The organism is Mycobacterium sp. OAS707, from assembly GCF_014873705.1.
In the GTDB taxonomy this organism is placed as follows: Bacteria; Actinomycetota; Actinomycetes; order Mycobacteriales; family Mycobacteriaceae; genus Mycobacterium.
In genome coordinates, this window is sequence record NZ_JADBDS010000003.1 from 619004 (window position 1) to 635698 (window position 16695).

Consider the following 16695-nt stretch of genomic DNA (forward strand, 5'->3'; position numbering starts at 1 on the left):
CAACCGTGACGCCCCCGGCCTCATCGGCTAGATGTTGGTGTTCAACGCCCGGTTGATGATGTTGGTCAACGCACTGACGATCGAGTCGCCGGTGACGACCGTGTAGAGGATCGCCCCGAACGCCGCCGCGGCGATGGTGCCGATCGCGTACTCCACCGTCGACATCCCGTCGTCGTCGGTGGCCAACAAAGTCAGCCGCGCCCACAGTGTGCGAATCTTGTTGCCTACCATCATGCTTTCCCCTCATTTCTCGTCGGCCGTCACAGAATTCCCGACCCCAGTACATCGCCGGCCAACCCGGCGACCACGGGCACAATGCCCAAGCACACGAATGCCGGCAGATAGCACAGACCCAGCGGCCCTGCGATCAACACCGAAGCCCGCTCCGCGGCAGCGGTCGCCGTGGCGGCCGCCTCATGGCGTGACTGGTCGGCCAGGTCGGCCACTCCTTGGGCCAAAGCCGCTCCCGACGCTGCCGACCGCCTGGCGAGCCGCAACAAGGCGTCAACGGTCTTGTCGTCGGGCCCAGTGGCGTTCGTCCACGCCATCGCCGGTTCGGCGCCCAGCGCCAATAGGTCGGCGGCACGGCCGAGTGCGCCCGCCAGTGCGGCCGGCGCAGACGGCGCGGTCGCCGACGCGGCCGTCGCTACGGCCATGCCCGAGCGCAGGCACGCCGCGAGCACGTCGAGACTGGACGCGGCGGCCAACGGGTCATCGACGCGCGCCGGCGCCGACCGGCGTCGGACGACCTGCAATCCCGCGCGCATCCTGGGCCGGGAATCGGTGGCCAGCATCAGCGCGGCAGCCAAAAGCATTGCGACCCAACTCATATCGTTGCCTGCGCGGTGATCCGATCCGACCAGAGCATGCCCACGCACACCAGCGCGACGCCGATGACCAACAACCAGCCGCCGACGCCGCCGGACAACAGGAAGCTCAACGGTGCCGCGCCGATCAACTCGCCAAGGCCGACACCGAGGAGCGGCAGCCCGGCCAGCACGAAGGCAGTGGTTCGCGCGCCGGTCAGCCCGGCATCGACCCTTGCCGCGAACTGCTCGCGTTCGACGACATCCCGCTGTGCGGTCTGCATCAACGGCGCGATCGACAGGCCGTGGTCCTGGGCGAGTTGCCAGCAGACGCCGAGCCGCTCCCAATGCGCAGGCAGCGCCGAGCCCGCGGACACGCTACGCAGGCCCGCGGGGACGTCGGCGCCGAGTCGGGCACGCGCCGCTACCGCTCGCATCGACTCCGCGACCGGGCTGTCGACCTCTGAGGCGGCGACACCGAACGCGGCAACCGGATGCGCGCCGACGCGCAGTTCGCCGACGAGGACTTCCAATGCGCCCTGCAGCGCAGCGGATTCGGCCGCTCGCCGCTTCTCCCGGATACGCCGCCGCCTCCGGACCCACCACGTGACACCGAGGATCGCCGTGGCGGCAACGAGACCGGCGGGCAGCACGACCGCCAACGCCGCCGCCACGCCTGCGCACGGCAATACCGACGGCCGGCGTCGCCGCGTCACCGCGAAACCGAGCACATCGAGCCTGCCACGCGTCGGCGCGGGCAGGATCAGCAGCGCTGCTGCCAGCGACAGCAGCGCGGCACTCACAGCACCCCCCGGCCGCGCAACAACAGCGTCAAAGTATCTCTCCCGCAACCAAATCCAGTGTCGGCACGCCAAGCGGTCACGACCCTGACCCTGCCGTCGTCGGTGCGGTCGAGCACCGCGATCTCGGTCAGTCGCCGCACGCCCGTTCGGTCACGACTGACGTGCAACACCACCTGCACCGCCGCGGCCAGTTGGCTGTGCAACGCGACGCGGTCCAGCCCGCCCAGAGCAGCGAGGGCCTCGAGCCGTGCCGGCACCTCAGCAGGGTTGTTGGCATGCACGGTGCCCGCGCCCCCGTCGTGGCCGGTGTTGAGGGCAGCGAGCAGATCCACCACCTCGGCGCCGCGCACCTCGCCGACCACGATCCGGTCCGGTCGCATCCGCAGCGCCTGCCGGACCAGATCGCGGACAGTCACCTCGCCGACGCCTTCGACGTTGGCACACCGCGCAACCAGCTTGACCAAATGCGGATGGGCAGGCGCGAGTTCGGCCGCATCCTCCACGCAAACGATGCGTTCGTCGGCGGCAACCGCGCCCAACACCGCGGCCAACAGGGTCGTCTTGCCCGCACCCGTCCCGCCGGAGATGAGGAACGCCAACCGCGCCGCGATGATGTCCCTGAGCAACGCGGCCGCGTCTGGTGCGATCGCACCGGAGTCGGCAAGCGTGGCCAGATCCTGAGTAGCGGGCCGCAGCACCCGCAGCGACAGGCACGTGCCGCCGTCAGCGATCGGCGGCAACACCGCGTGCAGCCGCACGCTGAACCGGCCCGTGCCGAGCCCCGTCAATTGGCCGTCGACCCACGGTTGCGCCTCGTCGAGGCGCCGACCTGCCGCCAGCGCCAGACGCTGCGCCAGCCGTCGCACCGCGGCTTCATCGGTGAATCGAATTTCGCTGCGGCGCAACCCGTCTCCGTCGTCAACCCAGACCGCATCCGGCGCCGTGACGAGCACGTCGGTGGTGCCTTCTGCAGTCAGCAGCGGCTCGAGGATGCCAGCCCCGGTGAGCTCGGTCTGAAGCACCCGCAAGCTGCTCAGCACTTCGGAGTCGCCGAGCACTCCTCCTGACTCGGCGCGAATGGCGGCGGCCACCACGTTGGGCCGCAGCGGTGCCGACTCGGCGGCCAGCCGTTCGCGCACGCGGTCGATCAGGGACGCGCTCATCCGGGTGCCTGCCGACGCTGGTGCAGCATTCCCAGGACGCGCCGCGACGCGGCAGCCAGTGGCGATCGCCGTCGCAAATGCAACCCGCCCCGCTCCAGCACGTCTGCCACCCCCGGCTGCGCGCGCATCGCGGCCAGCAGGGGCAACCCGACGATCCGCGCGACGTCCGCAGAGCGCAGGCCGCCCGGCGAGGGGCCACGCACCACCACGCCGGCGTTTGGATTGGCCGCCGACACCCACGGCGCGAGCGCCGCCGCCGCAGCACACGACCGCACGTCGGCGGGAGCGACCACGACGACGAGGTCGGCCGCGTCGAGCACGGTCTCCACCGCGCCCGTCGACCGCCGGGGCAGGTCGCAGATCACGGTCGCTCCGCCGCGACTGCCCGCCTCGACCACCGCGGCCAGCGGAGCGGCCTCGATGTCGCTGCCGACGCGGCTGCCCGACAGCACGCACACCCCGTTTCGTTGCGGCAATGCGTCCCGCAACGCCGGATAGCTCAACCGGCCACCCTGCAACGCCAGGTCCGGCCAGCGCAGGCCGGTCTCGCCTTCACATCCGGCGACGAGGTCGATGCCACCGCCCCATGGATCGGCATCGATGAGCAGCGCGTCGCAATTCGTTGTCGCCGACTGTGCCAACGCGGTCGCAAGAACCGAGGCCCCTGCCCCGCCGCGACCCGCCATCACTGCGACTATCGCGCCGCGTCTGCCCTCCTCACGGTAGGCGTCGGCGGCGTCGGAGAGTTCGCTCATCAACTCGCCGTCATGGGCAGGCAGCATCACGACTCGCTGCGCGCCGGCCGCAATCGCGGCCTGGAAATCGCTCGCCGCTGGCTCGGAGCCGACGACCAGAATCACTCGGCTGCGCCGCGGCAGCGCTCGATCCGTGCAGCGCCGGGCAGCGTCAACATCCACCAATACGGCCGCAGCGCCCGTCCACGCGTTGCGGCCCGGCGGCTCCGTCGAGTGGACGACCGGCAGTCCGGCGGCTGCCGCGACTCGGTCGACGTCGTCTCGAAGTTCGGGGTCGCCTACCAGCGCCAAGACCCCGTTGGTTGCGGTCATGACCTCAGCTTGCAGTCGGCTGACGACGTCCGGCCATCGCTGCGACGGCATCTGTGGATGAATGCGAATCTGGGGACAGACCAAACAAACCGTTTGGTATGTACCTAGTGAAAATCGCATTCCGCAACTAATGCGGCGTGGATTAGCTGTCCCGGATGCGAAAAGACCCCACAAAAGGGACGACCCCCGCCAGGGGGGGAGGAGGCGGAGGTCGTCGTGTATCAGCCCCGGGGGGTCGGGCTGATGCACACCCGGCATAAGCCGAGTAATGCTCACTATACACACGCCATAGCGGATCGGCGCAAGTGCTGCTTGCCAGAGAAAGCACCCGATAGCAGGAAAGACTGCAGTTACCGGCACCTGTCGTGAACTGCCAATTTGTACACTCTGTCGCCAGTTGTCACGCGTCCACCCCTATGCTGGCGCTGTGACCGCACCGGAGCCCAGGGCCGACGGGTTGATTGCGCGGCAAACACCAACAATGGCTGGCAAACCCGTTCGGACCGCTGCCTTCTTCGATCTTGATAAGACCGTCATCGCCAAATCCAGCACATTGGCTTTCAGCAAACCTTTCTTCGATCAGGGGCTAATCAATCGGCGTGCGGTCCTCAAGTCGACCTATGCGCAGTTCCTGTTCTTGATGTCGGGTGCCGATCACGACCAAATGGACCGAATGCGGTCCTACGTGACGAACATGTGCACCGGATGGGACGTCGAGCAGGTGAAGTCGATCGTCGGCGAGACGCTGCACGACATCGTCGACCCGCTGGTGTTCGCCGAAGCGGCCGACCTGATCGCCGACCACAAAATCTGTGGCCGCGACGTCGTCGTGGTCTCGGCATCTGGCGAGGAGATCGTCGCGCCGATCGCGCGGGCGCTTGGCGCCACCCACGCGATGGCAACCCGGATGGTCGTCGAGGACGGCCGCTACACCGGCGAGATCGCGTTCTACTGCTACGGCGAGGGCAAGGTGGAGGCGATTCGTCAGCTCGCGGCCCGCGAGGGCTACGCGCTCGAACATTGCTACGCCTACTCCGACTCGATCACCGATCTGCCGATGCTCGGCACCGTCGGACACCCGACTGTGGTGAACCCGGATCGCGCACTGCGCAAAGAAGCCGCCGCACGGGATTGGCCGGTGCTCACCTTCTCCAAACCGGTGTCTTTGCGCGACCGCATCCCGGCCCCGTCCGGCGCGGCCGTCGCAACCACCGCGGCCGTCGGAGTCAGCGCCCTGGCGGCAGGCGCGCTGACGTATTCGTTGCTGCGCCGGTTCGCGTTTTAAGGCGCGGCTTCGTCCAAAAGAGCAAGTAGCTGGCGCGGGCTTGTAACGATCCCGAGTCACCGGCGTTTGGCCCTTGATGTGACGAGGGTCACGGAGTACAAAGGAAGCACGGAAGCCTGGGGAGGCCAAGACCGAGCCGGAAGAGAAGGCTCGATCTCCCGAACCGGACTTTCCAGCACGGATCCCGGCACCCACGCGGAGCACATACCGCGGAATAGGTAAAAGTGTTGCGGGCCTGCGTAATTGCGAAGAGCGGACGGCCACGACGGCCCCTTGGGTGGGGTTGCAGTCGAAGCGCATCGCAAGGACGCCGAGGTCAACCCACGCAACCCACAAAGCACGCTTGGTAACCGGAGTCCGTGCTAGCGGGCGGCGAGCCGAATCAGTTCGGAGCGTCGCCCGCTTCGCGTTGCTGGGGCCGTCACGTCAGGTCTGCGCCGACGCGCCTTGCGCGATCGAAAGTGCCTCGCGCGCACCCGCATGCAACGCCTTGGCACTCAACACCAGCCAGGCGGTCAGACCGTCGGGTGTGCCGGACGAGAAGCCACGCGCGGCGGCCCGGTAATCGCCGGAGCGCTGCATCCAATACACCTCCGGCACGCCGAGGCCGTGTGGGTCCAGCCCGCTGGCGATGGTCACCAGCCGCGAAACCGCTCTGGCCACCACACCATCGGCGACGCCGAACGGCTCGAGCGTGAGCAGCTCACCGTGGACGACCGCGGCCAGGACCGTGGCAGGCACCTGGGTCCCGCCCGTCACGATGTCGGCCAACAAGGCCAGCCGCGTGCCGACCTGCTCGTCGCCGCGTGGCCGGCCCAACCGGTCATCGTCGACGAGGTCGGCAGCTGCCAACGCATGCAGTCGCGCGATGGCTTGCAGCGGAGCGCGCTGCCAAACGCCGATCAGCGACGTGGCGCCGCCCTCCAGTGCCTCCGAGACGCGAAGCGCCCCCGCCAACACCGGATCCGGCTCACCGGCCTCGGACAGCTGAAGCGAGCCGCCGTCGAGCACCGAAGAGGCACGCGCCGCCCGCAGCGACGCCTCGGCGGCCGTCGCAGGCCAGCCCCGCAGATTCGTGCGGTGGCGGTGAGCGCGGCCCAGCGCCTCACGGGCTTCCTCGCCGGCCGCGGCCACACCGGGCAGGTCGGCCAGCGGGGCCAGCGGATCAGTCACGGCAGCCCAGGCTACTGCTACCCGCCGAGCTGTGACTTGCCAACCTCAGTGCAACGTTCGGTGACTACCCTCACAGATATGTCCGACGCGCACACCGAAGTTCACTCCGTCTACCCACCGTCCTCCGAGTTCGCTGCGCAGGCCAATGCGACCGACGAGCTGTATCGCGCGGCCGAGGCCGACCGGCTGGCCTTCTGGGCGGAGCAGGCCAACCGGCTGTCCTGGGACACCCCGTTCGACGACGTGCTCGACTGGTCGGAGGCCCCGGTCGCCAAGTGGTTTGTCGGCGGCAAGCTCAACGTCGCCTACAACTGCGTGGACCGACACGTCGAGGCGGGCAACGGCGATCGGGTGGCGATCAAATGGGAGGGCGAGCCCGGCGACAGCCGCGAGCTGACGTACGCAGACCTGCTCGCCGAGGTGAGCAAGGCCGCCAATGCGCTTACCGAACTCGGGCTCGTCGCGGGCGACCGCGTCGCGATCTACCTGCCGATGCTGCCGGAGGCGATCGTCGCGATGCTGGCGTGCGCGCGGCTGGGTGTGCTGCATTCGGTGGTGTTCGCCGGTTTCTCCTCGACGGCGCTTGCCGCCCGGATCGAGGACGCAGAGGCCAAGCTGGTCATCACGGCCGACGGCCAGTACCGCCGCGGGCAGGCGGTGTCGCTCAAGGAGGCGGTCGACGAAGCCTGCGACGGGCAGAAGTCTGTTGAGCACGTTCTTGTGGTGCGCCGCACCGGAATTGACACGCCATGGACCGAGGGCCGCGACCTGTGGTGGCACGACACTGTGGACACGGCCTCGGACCAGCACACGCCCGAGGCGTTCGACTCCGAGCACCCGCTGTTCCTGCTCTACACATCGGGAACCACCGGCAAGCCCAAGGGCATCATGCACACTTCCGGCGGATATCTGACCCAGTCGTCGTACACCCACTACAACGTGTTCGACATCAAGCCGGAGACCGATGTGTATTGGTGCACAGCCGATATCGGCTGGGTCACCGGCCACACCTACATCGTCTACGGGCCCCTGTCGAACGGGTGCACGCAGGTGGTCTACGAGGGAACGCCGAACAGCCCGAATGAGCATCGGCATTTCGAGGTCATCGAAAAGTATGGCGTCACCATCTATTACACGGCGCCGACGCTGATCCGGATGTTCATGAAGTGGGGTCGCGAGATCCCCGACGCCCATGACCTGTCCAGTCTGCGCCTGCTGGGCAGCGTTGGTGAGCCGATCAACCCGGAGGCGTGGCGCTGGTATCGGGATGCGTTCGGCGGCAACCGAACTCCGGTCGTCGACACGTGGTGGCAGACCGAGACCGGCGCGATCATGATCTCACCCCTCCCCGGCGTCACGGCGGCCAAGCCGGGGTCGGCGATGAAACCACTACCGGGCATCTCGGCAAAGATCGTCGACGAGGAGGGCAACGAGCTGGTGCCCGGTGCCGACGAGGCCGAACACGTGACCGGCTACCTGGTGCTCGATCAGCCATGGCCGTCGATGCTGCGCGGCATCTGGGGCGACCCGGAGCGGTACAAGGAAACGTACTGGTCGCGTTACGCCGACAAAGGCTGGTATTTCGCGGGCGACGGGGCACGCGTGGACTCCGACGGTTCGATCTGGCTGCTGGGCCGCATCGACGACGTGATGAACGTGTCGGGCCACCGCATCTCCACCACCGAAGTGGAATCGGCATTGGTCGGACACTCGGGTGTCGCCGAAGCAGCGGTGGTCGGCGCGTCGGATGAGACGACGGGACAAGGCATTTGCGCGTTCGTCATACTCGAGTCGCACGCCAAGGACAACGACAACATGGTCGAGGAGCTACGCGAACAGGTCGCCAAGGAGATCGGAAAGATCGCCCGGCCCCGCGAGATTCACGTCGTGCCGGAGCTGCCGAAGACCCGCAGCGGCAAGATCATGCGCAGGCTGCTGCGTGACGTGGCGGAGGGCCGCGAACTCGGCGACACCTCAACGTTGGTGGACCCCAGCGTGTTTGAGGCGATCCGGGCCAGCAAGTAGCTAAGCCGCGGCAGAACCGACCGGGACGAACCCCGAGCCCGGTCGGTTCTTGGCGGTGATGTCTGCCAACTGGGTGCTGAACGACATGGTCACCGCAGGCGTGTGCAGCGGTATGTACTTGACGACGCACGTCGGCAAATCCTCGCTGAATGCGCCGTGGATCATGCCGACCAGTCGGTTGTTGACGGTGACCGGCGCGCCGGAATCGCCGGGCTGGCCGCAGACCTGGTTGACGATCGTGCCCGGCTGATCACCAGGCCCCCACGTCACACCGCACGAATAACCTGTCGTGCGACCGAGTTTGCACGCGATGTCGCCGAATACCGGATCGGGCCCAAGGCCGTCGATCTGGAAACCCTTGACGTTGTTGACCGGTTGCACCTTCTGCGGGTCGAACTGAATGACCGCATAGTCGAGCGTGTCATTGCCCGCGACCATGGTGCCCAGCACGCCCGCCGCTTCAGCGCCTTCGGCGGACACCTGCTCGCCCTGACCTCCGCAGTGCGCCGAGGTGAAGCCGATGAGGTTGCCGCGGTTGTCGCTGCCGATCGCGGTGAGCGTGCAGAACGTGTCGCCTTCGATCACGATGCCAGAACCGCCGCCCAACGGAACCAGCCCGTCGGCGTGCGCGGACGGCAGCAGCAGCGCGAACAGCGCCACGACCACCGCGGAAACAGTCAGGCAGCGGACGCTGGTCCTCAACTTCTCAACCCCCATCGATGTGCCGCCCGACCGATCAACCGGGCCAGTCTAACGTCGGCCGGGATCGTTTCCATGGACGGCACGTGGCAACATGAACGCGACTGACACCGTGATGCGGGGAGGAAATGTTCCGTGAGTGATCGCAGGGATGGCGTGCCGACGACTGTGACCTCGATACCGCTGGTCGACCCGCATGCGCCCAAGGAAAATCCGTCCATCGGTGACCTCGTGAAGGATGCGACGGCCCAGGTGTCGACGCTGGTGCGGGCGGAGGTCGAACTCGCCAAGGCCGAGATCACGCGGGACGTCAAAAAGGGCCTCACCGGCAGCGTGTTCTTCATCCTGGCGCTGGTGGTGCTGTTCTACTCCACATTCTTTTTCTTCTTCTTCCTCGCCGAGTTGCTGGACACCTGGCTGTGGCGGTGGGTTGCGTTCCTGATCGTGTTCGCCCTGATGCTCGTGGTCACCGGCGTCCTTGCGTTGTTCGGCTACCTGAAGGTGCGACGCATTCGCGGGCCGCAGCAGACCATCGAGTCGGTGAAGGAAACCCGCGAGGCCCTCACCCCGGGCCATGACAAGGCGCTGACCTCGTCGCCCAATGGTGACGGCAAACCCCTGGCGACCGATCCGTCAGGCTGGTAGTGGCCCCACCCGACCCGTCGGTGGTGCGCATCGACGGTCCCTGGCGTCATCTCGAGGTGCACGCCAACGGGATTCGCTTCCACGTCACGGAAGCGGAGTCGGCCGATACGGGTTCGATCACGGATCGCCCGCTGGTGATCCTGCTGCACGGCTTCGGCTCGTTCTGGTGGTCGTGGCGGCACCAATTGCGCGGCCTGACCGGTGCCAGAGTGGTCGCGGTCGACCTGCGGGGCTACGGCGGCACCGATAAACCGCCCCGCGGCTACGACGGCTGGACGCTTGCCGGCGACACCGCGGGCCTGGTCCGCGCACTGGGCCACAAGTCCGCGACGCTGGTCGGCCATGCCGACGGCGGGCTGGTGTGTTGGGCCACGTCTGTGCTGCACCCGCGGATGGTGCGCGCGATCGCGGTGGTGAGCTCGCCGCATCCCGTCGCGCTGCGGGCCTCCGCGCTGACCCGCCGCGACCAGGGCCGGGCACTGATGCCGTCGATGCTGCGCTACCAGGTTCCGATCTGGCCGGAGCGATCGTTGACCCGCCACGACGCCGAGGAGCTGGAACGCTTGGTGCGCAGCCGTGCCAGCGGCAAATGGCAAGCCTGCGAAGACTTCTCGGAGACGATTCGGCATATGCGACGGGCCATCCAGATTCCCTCGGCGGCGCATTCGGCGCTGGAGTATCAGCGCTGGGCGGTACGCAGCCAGCTGCGCGGCGAGGGCAGGCGCTTCATGCGGTCGATGAAACGTCCGCTGCCGGTGCCGGTGCTGCACCTTCGCGGGGACGCCGACCCCTACGTGCTGGCCGATCCGGTGTACCGCACCCAGCGCTACGCCCCGCACGGCCGCTACGTATCCATCGCAGGCGCAGGGCATTACGGCCACGAGGAAGCACCAGAGCTGGTCAACGAGCAGCTGTCGCGGTTCTTGGCGCAGGTGTACCGCTAGCCGCCGACGCAGGCGCCGGTCGGAACGCGTTGCGTGTTGCCGATCTTCGCCATCTGGCGGGAGACTTCCTTCGCGGTCAACACGAAGCCGGTGTCGGCGTCGTCGACGGCTGCGCCGAACACCACACCGAGCACCTTGCCGCTGCGGTCAAGCATCGGCCCACCCGAATTTCCTTGCCGCACAGTGCCTCTGATGGTGTACACCTCGCGGGTGACGGTGGCGGTGCGATAGATGTCGGGTCCGTTGAGCTCGATGATCTCGCGAACACGGGCAGGTGTTGCGACGAAGTCGCCGCCGCCGGGGTAGCCCATCACGATCGCGTCGGTGCCCGTCGGTGCGCCACCCTGGACGAATTCCAGCGGCGCTGACTGCAGGTTCGGCACGTCGAGTATCGAGATGTCGGCTTCGGGGTCATAGGAGACCACGCTTGCGTCGTAGGTCTGTCCGTCGACCTCGACGGTGACGCTGTCTGAGCCGGCGACCACGTGCGCATTGGACATCACGCGGTTCGGTCCGACCACGAAACCGGTTCCCTCCAACACCTTTTGACAGCTGGGCGCCACGCCGCGGATCTTCACGACACTGGGCCGGCTGGCGGTCACGACGGCGTCATTGGCCAGCGCTGCGTCGGGAGCGTCGACGGCGATGATCGGGGTGCGGCCGTACTGGGAGAGCACGTCGGGCAGACCCGACGTATCCAGCAGCGCCGACAGCCGAGTCGGCACGGACTTCAGCCAACTGGGTGCCACCTCGTCGACCTGGGCGAGCACCTTCGACCCGCGCACGGCAGCCGCCAGGTTGGGCTGGTCCGAGGACGTCAGCGGGGTCGCGAGCATCCACGCCGCGACCAGCACCGCGATCAACTGCAGGCCGACGCCGATGATCGAGTCGAACGTGCGCAGCGTGCGGTTGCGCAGCGCGCCGCGCACCGCCCGGCCCAGCACCACACCGGCGATCTCACCGATCACCACCAGCGCGAGGATCAGGAACAGCGTGACGAACAGCTTGGTGCGGGGGCCGCTGATGTGCGTGACGATGTGCGGCGCCAACAGCACGCCTGCGACCGCGCCGAGCACGACGCCGACGAATGACAGCAGGGAGCCGAGTGCGCCGGAGCGCCATCCGGAGATGGCGGCAACGAACGCGATCGCGAGGACGGCGAGGTCAAGCCACTGTGACGATGTCATTGTTGTGCATCACCGTAGCTGCCCTCGTGCCCGACGAGCGCCATTGCGTCGTCGAGTTCTCGAACGTCGTCGGTGTTCCACGGCCTGGCCCAGCCGGCGACGTCGAGCATGGCCGAGATCACCTGACCGGTGAAGCCCCACACCAGCATCTCGTTGAGCAGGAAGGCCGGACCCGCGAAGTGGCGGCCATTTTCCTTGCGGTACACCATGATTCGGTTTTCGGGATTGATGAACGCCCGCACCGGCACCCGCGCGACGATCGCGGTCTCTGCTTCGTTGACCACCGCCACTGGCCCCGGATCCTGTGAATATGCCAGGACCGGCACCACGTGGAACCCCGATGGCGGGATGAACATCCGTTCCAGGGTGCACAGCGGGCGCAGCAGGCTGGTGTCGATGCCGGTTTCCTCGTTGGCTTCGCGCAGCGCGGTGTGCACAGGTCCTTCGTCGCCGGGGTCGGCCGCCCCACCGGGGAACGCGGCCTGACCTGCGTGGTGGCGAAGCGTCGAGGCACGCACCGTGAGCAGCAGGTCGGCGTCGTCGGGCAGGCCGCCGGTCGGCGAGTCCGGAGGGCCGGAGAACAGCACCAGCACCGCCGCGTCGCGCTTCTGCCCCGTGATCGCCGCCTTGGCGTTGGCCGCGGTGAGCAGCGCCAGCATCTCGGCAGGCACGCGCTTTCGATAGGCGCGCTTCACGTGGCCACAGTTGTCGGTCAGGGGCTTCAACCAGGTCGGGGCCGCGTCAGGGGTCAGCTGCCCCGGTGCGCTGGCCCAACTCACCCCGGCACTCCTGTCTTCTGGCCGACCGCCGGTTCCACCGCCGCGGCGATCTCGTCGGCGCTGGCGAATGACCTCGGCAGAACTTCGGCAACGCTACCGTCCGAGCGCAGCACCACGGTCGCGGGCATCACGTTGGGTACCCGCAACGCGGCGGCCACCAGCCTGCGTCCGTCCTGCAGCGTCGGCAGCCGCACCCCGAGGTCGGCCAGCCGCAGCAATGCGGCTTCCTCGTTCTCGTCCTGGTGCACCGTCAGCACGGTGACGCTGGGTCCGACGCGGCGTTGGTATTCGGCCATCGCGGGCAGTTCCTTGGCACATGGCGCACACCAGTAGGCCCAGAGGTTGAGGATCGTCGGGCGGCCTGCGACAGCCTTGGCCACCTCGACGCTCACACCGTCGCCCGCGCATTCGAGGGTGATGCCGCGCAACGGCTGAGGCCCTTGCCCGTTGCCGACAGGACACGGCGGCAGGTCGGCGCGTGCGCGCGGGCCTGCGAGGGCTTGGGCGGTGTCGGCGTCGCGACGGTCGCGAGGCTGTCCCTGCCCCAGCGACCCTGTCGGCGAACCGTCGTCATCCAGTTGCATCCAGAATGCGACGCCCAGCGCGACCACCACGACCAGCACCGCGACGGTCCACCGGGTCGACGTCCTCATCTGCAGCAGGTTAGAGGCCGGCCATCGCGAGCAGGTGCTCGGTCTCCGGACCCTTGACCAGCGGCGCTGCGATCAGCGGGTCGGTGGGCCCTGTGCCGAAGGACGGGCAGTCCTTGGCCAGCACGCACACCCCGCAGGCGGGCTTGCGCGCATGGCAGACGCGCCGGCCGTGGAAGATCACCCGGTGGCTCAGCAGCGTCCACTCGTGGCGCTCGATCAGCTCGCCGACCGCGTGCTCGACCTTGACCGGGTCCTCTTCGGCGGTCCACCGCCACCGGCGCACCAGCCGACCGAAGTGGGTGTCGACGGTGATCCCCGGAATGTCGAACGCGTTGCCCAGGATGACGTTGGCGGTCTTGCGGCCGACGCCGGGCAGCGTCACCAGTTCCTCGATGGTGTCGGGGACGTTGCCGTCGAAGCGCTCGACCAACTCCTGACCGAGCCGCATCAGCGAGGTGGTCTTGTTGCGGTAGAAACCAGTCGGCCGGATCAGCTCTTCGAGCTCGGTGCGGTCGGCCTGCGCGTAATCGAGTGCGGTGCGGTAGCGCTTGAACAGCGCGGGCGTGGTGAGGTTGACGCGCTTGTCGGTGCTTTGCGCCGACAATATGGTCGCCACCGTCAGTTCCAGCGGATTGGTGAAGTCCAGCTCACAGTAGACATGCGGAAATGCTTGTGCCAGTGAGCGATTCATCCTGCGAGCCCGGCGGACGAGCCCGACGCGGGTCTCGTTGTCCCACTTGCGCGCCGACGCACGCCGAGGCGCCTTGGCGGGGGTGGTCTTATCGGCTGAACTCTGGCCAACGGTCACGAATGTCAGCCTACGCAGCGGGTACGACGCGCCCGGCGGATACCGGTGCGGACCGGTTACATTTCGTGATCCCGCTGAGACCTTCGCAGTGTTTACTTCACCCTTGTGTCTTGGTTGCTCGCTGCGTTTATCCCGGCGTTGCTGATGCTGGCAACATTCGGGCTGCAGCGACTCGAATCGAATCTCGAAAACGAAGCCGTCTCCGCTGCCGACGTAGCCGAGTTTCTCGACCAAGCCGAGGCTGATGACGTCAACACGCTGGCGCGGGAAGGCATGGGCAGCGCGCTCGACGGCCTGCATAAGCGATTGGGCGAACAGGAATGGACACTGGCCACTGCGCCAGCCGCTCGCGAGATGTCAAGTTTGCCAAATCGGCTGGTCATGCATCATCGAGCCAATCCTGAATTTCAGCCGACTCGACATGCCAATCGTGTGTAGCGTGGGCTAGTCGCGGCGGGCCGTACCTCTAGACTGATTTCGCTAACCAGTAAGAGGTCGGCTGGCGCATGTCATATCACCCAACAGCTTAAGAGGGGCAACGTGGACGAGATCCTGGCGAGGGCCGGAATCTTCCAGGGGGTCGAACCCAGCGCCGTATCCGCGCTGACCAAGCAACTACAGCCCGTCGACTTTCCGCGCGGACACACGGTGTTCGCCGAGGGAGAGCCCGGCGATCGGCTGTTCATCATCATTTCGGGCAAGGTCAAGATCGGCCGCCGTTCGCCCGACGGTCGCGAGAATCTGCTCACGATCATGGGTCCATCGGACATGTTCGGCGAGCTGTCGATCTTCGACCCGGGGCCGCGGACGTCGAGCGCGACAACCATCACCGAGGTACGCGCGGTGTCGATGGACCGCGACGCGCTGCGGGCGTGGATCGCCGACCGTCCTGAGATCGCCGAGCAATTGCTGCGAGTCCTGGCCCGCCGCCTTCGTCGCACCAACAACAACCTGGCCGATCTGATCTTCACCGACGTTCCCGGCCGCGTGGCCAAGCAACTGCTGCAGTTGGCGCAGCGGTTCGGCACACAGGAGGGCGGCGCGCTGCGCGTGACGCACGATCTGACGCAGGAAGAGATCGCGCAGTTGGTCGGCGCATCCCGCGAGACGGTCAACAAGGCGCTCGCCGATTTCGCCCACCGCGGCTGGATTCGCTTGGAGGGCAAGAGCGTGTTGATCTCCGACTCGGAGCGGCTGGCCCGCCGGGCCCGCTAGCTCCTTGCGATTTCAGGAACGTAAGTAGTCCAGTTGCGCCTGGACACTCCATTCGGCTGCGTCCCATAGCTTTTCGTCGACGTCGGTGTAGACGTGCTCGACGATCTGTCGCGCCGTGGCGTCGTCGCCGAGTGCACGGAGCGCGCCGCGCACCTGGTCGAGTCGCTCTTCACGGTGTGTCAGGTACATGGCGCTGACGGCTTCGAGGTCGTCGAGGTCGGGCCCGTGGCCGGGCAGCACGGTGCGATGGCCAAGGCCGTGCAGCCGGCGCAGCGACTCCATATAGTCGCCGAGGCTGCCGTCTTCGTTGTCGATGACGGTGGTGCCGCGGCCCAGCACCGTATCCGCGGTCAGCACCGCATCGTCGAGCAGGAACGACACCGAGTCGGCGGTATGTCCCGGCGTCGCCATCACCGTGATGCGCAAGCCGGCCGCATCGATGACCTCACCCTCGGCCAACGGACCGCCGAGGCCGCGCAGGAAGCCGCTGCCGACGGAGCGGACCACCGCGCCGGTACGGGCGACGATCTTGTCGATGGCCCCGGTGTGGTCTTCGTGTTTGTGGCTGATCAGCACCAGCGGGATCTTTCCGAGTTCGGCGATCTTCGCGACGTGCTCATCGTCGTCGGGCCCCGGGTCGACGACCACCATCTCGTCGCTACCCGGTCCGCGCAGCACCCAGGTGTTGGTGCCATCCAGCGTCATCAAGCCCGGGTTGTTGCACAGCAACACCGACGCCGTGTCGGTGACCGGTCTGAGCAGCCCGTACGCGGGATGCTCGAGGCTCACGACACCTCGACGATGATCTCAACCTCGACGGGCGTATCGATCGGTAGCTCCGAAACCCCGACCGCCGAGCGGGCGTGCTTGCCCGCATCGCCGAACACCTCACCGAGCAGCTCCGAGGCTCCGTTGATGACGCCGGGTTGACCGTTGAAGCCCGGCGCGGATGCGACGAATCCGACGACCTTGACGACGCGGGTGACGCTGTCGATGCCGACCAGCGAATGCACGGCGGCCAATGCGTTGAGTGCGCACGTGCGCGCCAGCGCCTTGGCCTCCTCGGGGGTCACCTCGCCGCCGACCTTGCCGGTCTGCGGCAGCTTGCCGCCCTGCATCGGCAGCTGGCCCGCGGTGTAGACCAGGTTGCCGGTGCGCACCGCGGGCACATAAGCACCTGCAGGCGGGACCACGTCCGGAAGCTCGATGCCCAGCTCGGCGAGCCGTTCTGATGCGGTCATTTCGGACGTTTCAGATAGGCGACGTGCTGCTCGCCCGTCGGCCCCGGCAGCACCGACACCAGTTCCCAACCATCCTCACCCCACTGGTCGAGGATCTGCTTCGTCGCGTGCGTCAGCAGCGGGACGGTGGCGTATTCCCAACGGGTCGGTTCGCTCATGTGGCTGAGCTTATCGGGCATCGATTTCCTCCCAGCTAGCATGC

Annotated in this window: 20 protein-coding genes; 6 read left to right on the plus strand and 14 right to left on the minus strand. The window is 67.4% G+C overall.

Annotation, left to right across the window (positions count from 1 at the left end; all coding sequences use genetic code 11):
* Window positions 1-27: 27 nt before the first annotated feature.
* The 5 genes from GGC64_RS21120 to ssd are packed head-to-tail and all read right to left on the minus strand — an operon-like array spanning window position 28 to window position 3839.
* Window positions 28-234 (minus strand): DUF4244 domain-containing protein, encoded by a 207-nt coding sequence (locus tag GGC64_RS21120; protein WP_192724479.1) that lies wholly within the window; start codon window positions 232-234, stop codon window positions 28-30.
* Window positions 235-260: 26 nt separating this feature from the next.
* Window positions 261-830 (minus strand): type II secretion system F family protein, encoded by a 570-nt coding sequence (locus GGC64_RS21125; RefSeq protein WP_192724480.1) that lies wholly within the window; start codon window positions 828-830, stop codon window positions 261-263.
* On the minus strand, window positions 827-1609 hold the full coding sequence (locus GGC64_RS21130) for a type II secretion system F family protein (protein ID WP_192724481.1): 783 nt from the start codon (window positions 1607-1609) through the stop codon (window positions 827-829). The genes GGC64_RS21125 and GGC64_RS21130 overlap by 4 nt, the downstream gene beginning before the upstream one ends.
* Window positions 1606-2772 (minus strand): TadA family conjugal transfer-associated ATPase, encoded by a 1167-nt coding sequence (locus GGC64_RS21135; protein ID WP_192724482.1) that lies wholly within the window; start codon window positions 2770-2772, stop codon window positions 1606-1608. Before GGC64_RS21135 ends, GGC64_RS21130 begins: the two co-directional genes overlap by 4 nt.
* A complete protein-coding gene (gene ssd / locus GGC64_RS21140) occupies window positions 2769-3839 on the minus strand; it encodes a septum site-determining protein Ssd (RefSeq protein WP_304611115.1) in 1071 nt (356 codons plus the stop codon). Before ssd ends, GGC64_RS21135 begins: the two co-directional genes overlap by 4 nt.
* A gap of 481 nt (window positions 3840-4320) precedes the next feature.
* On the opposite strand from ssd, the gene GGC64_RS21145 reads away from it, so the two are divergent.
* Complete coding sequence (locus tag GGC64_RS21145) at window positions 4321-5124, plus strand: HAD-IB family hydrolase (protein WP_225952303.1); 804 nt, start codon at window positions 4321-4323, stop codon at window positions 5122-5124.
* A 426-nt stretch (window positions 5125-5550) separates the two neighbouring features.
* Here GGC64_RS21145 and GGC64_RS21150 read toward each other — a convergent pair whose 3' ends face one another.
* Window positions 5551-6297 carry an oxidoreductase gene (locus tag GGC64_RS21150; protein ID WP_192724484.1) on the minus strand — a complete coding sequence of 249 codons (747 nt, stop codon included), beginning with the start codon at window positions 6295-6297 and terminating at the stop codon, window positions 5551-5553.
* A 78-nt stretch (window positions 6298-6375) separates the two neighbouring features.
* Between GGC64_RS21150 and acs the strand changes: the two genes are divergently transcribed.
* Window positions 6376-8322, plus strand: a complete 1947-nt coding sequence (gene acs / locus GGC64_RS21155) for an acetate--CoA ligase (RefSeq protein WP_192724485.1) — start codon at window positions 6376-6378, stop codon at window positions 8320-8322.
* Here the strand turns inward: acs and GGC64_RS21160 are convergent, their stop codons facing one another.
* On the minus strand, window positions 8323-9024 hold the full coding sequence (locus tag GGC64_RS21160; protein ID WP_192724486.1) for a S1 family peptidase: 702 nt from the start codon (window positions 9022-9024) through the stop codon (window positions 8323-8325).
* Between the two features lie 132 nt (window positions 9025-9156).
* On the opposite strand from GGC64_RS21160, the gene GGC64_RS21165 reads away from it, so the two are divergent.
* Window positions 9157-9666 (plus strand): phage holin family protein, encoded by a 510-nt coding sequence (locus GGC64_RS21165; RefSeq protein WP_192724487.1) that lies wholly within the window; start codon window positions 9157-9159, stop codon window positions 9664-9666.
* Window positions 9666-10610 (plus strand): alpha/beta fold hydrolase, encoded by a 945-nt coding sequence (locus GGC64_RS21170; RefSeq protein ID WP_192724488.1) that lies wholly within the window; start codon window positions 9666-9668, stop codon window positions 10608-10610. The genes GGC64_RS21165 and GGC64_RS21170 overlap by 1 nt, the downstream gene beginning before the upstream one ends.
* Here GGC64_RS21170 and marP read toward each other — a convergent pair.
* The 4 genes from marP to nth are packed head-to-tail and all read right to left on the minus strand — an operon-like array spanning window position 10607 to window position 13920.
* On the minus strand, window positions 10607-11797 hold the full coding sequence (gene marP / locus GGC64_RS21175) for an acid resistance serine protease MarP (protein WP_192724489.1): 1191 nt from the start codon (window positions 11795-11797) through the stop codon (window positions 10607-10609). The two genes, GGC64_RS21170 and marP, sit on opposite strands and share 4 nt — an antisense overlap.
* Window positions 11794-12576 carry a CoA pyrophosphatase gene (locus GGC64_RS21180; RefSeq protein ID WP_192724490.1) on the minus strand — a complete coding sequence of 261 codons (783 nt, stop codon included), beginning with the start codon at window positions 12574-12576 and terminating at the stop codon, window positions 11794-11796. The genes marP and GGC64_RS21180 overlap by 4 nt, the downstream gene beginning before the upstream one ends.
* Entirely contained in the window at window positions 12573-13229 is a 657-nt protein-coding gene (locus GGC64_RS21185; RefSeq protein WP_192724491.1) for a TlpA disulfide reductase family protein, read from the minus strand. The genes GGC64_RS21180 and GGC64_RS21185 overlap by 4 nt, the downstream gene beginning before the upstream one ends.
* A gap of 10 nt (window positions 13230-13239) precedes the next feature.
* Window positions 13240-13920 (minus strand): endonuclease III, encoded by a 681-nt coding sequence (gene nth / locus GGC64_RS21190; protein ID WP_192725220.1) that lies wholly within the window; start codon window positions 13918-13920, stop codon window positions 13240-13242.
* Window positions 13921-14142: 222 nt separating this feature from the next.
* On the opposite strand from nth, the gene GGC64_RS21195 reads away from it, so the two are divergent.
* On the plus strand, window positions 14143-14475 hold the full coding sequence (locus tag GGC64_RS21195; RefSeq protein WP_192724492.1) for a hypothetical protein: 333 nt from the start codon (window positions 14143-14145) through the stop codon (window positions 14473-14475).
* Window positions 14476-14577: 102 nt separating this feature from the next.
* Complete coding sequence (gene crp, locus GGC64_RS21200; protein ID WP_041312815.1) at window positions 14578-15252, plus strand: cAMP-activated global transcriptional regulator CRP; 675 nt, start codon at window positions 14578-14580, stop codon at window positions 15250-15252.
* Between the two features lie 12 nt (window positions 15253-15264).
* Here crp and GGC64_RS21205 read toward each other — a convergent pair whose 3' ends face one another.
* From GGC64_RS21205 to GGC64_RS21215, 3 genes are read right to left on the minus strand one after another with little or no spacing between them, the layout of a single operon-like run.
* Complete coding sequence (locus GGC64_RS21205) at window positions 15265-16041, minus strand: MBL fold metallo-hydrolase (RefSeq protein ID WP_192724493.1); 777 nt, start codon at window positions 16039-16041, stop codon at window positions 15265-15267.
* A complete protein-coding gene (locus tag GGC64_RS21210) occupies window positions 16038-16493 on the minus strand; it encodes a RidA family protein (protein ID WP_192724494.1) in 456 nt (151 codons plus the stop codon). The genes GGC64_RS21205 and GGC64_RS21210 overlap by 4 nt, the downstream gene beginning before the upstream one ends.
* Window positions 16490-16651, minus strand: a complete 162-nt coding sequence (locus tag GGC64_RS21215; RefSeq protein WP_014817956.1) for a DUF4177 domain-containing protein — start codon at window positions 16649-16651, stop codon at window positions 16490-16492. Before GGC64_RS21215 ends, GGC64_RS21210 begins: the two co-directional genes overlap by 4 nt.
* Window positions 16652-16695 lie beyond the last annotated feature (44 nt).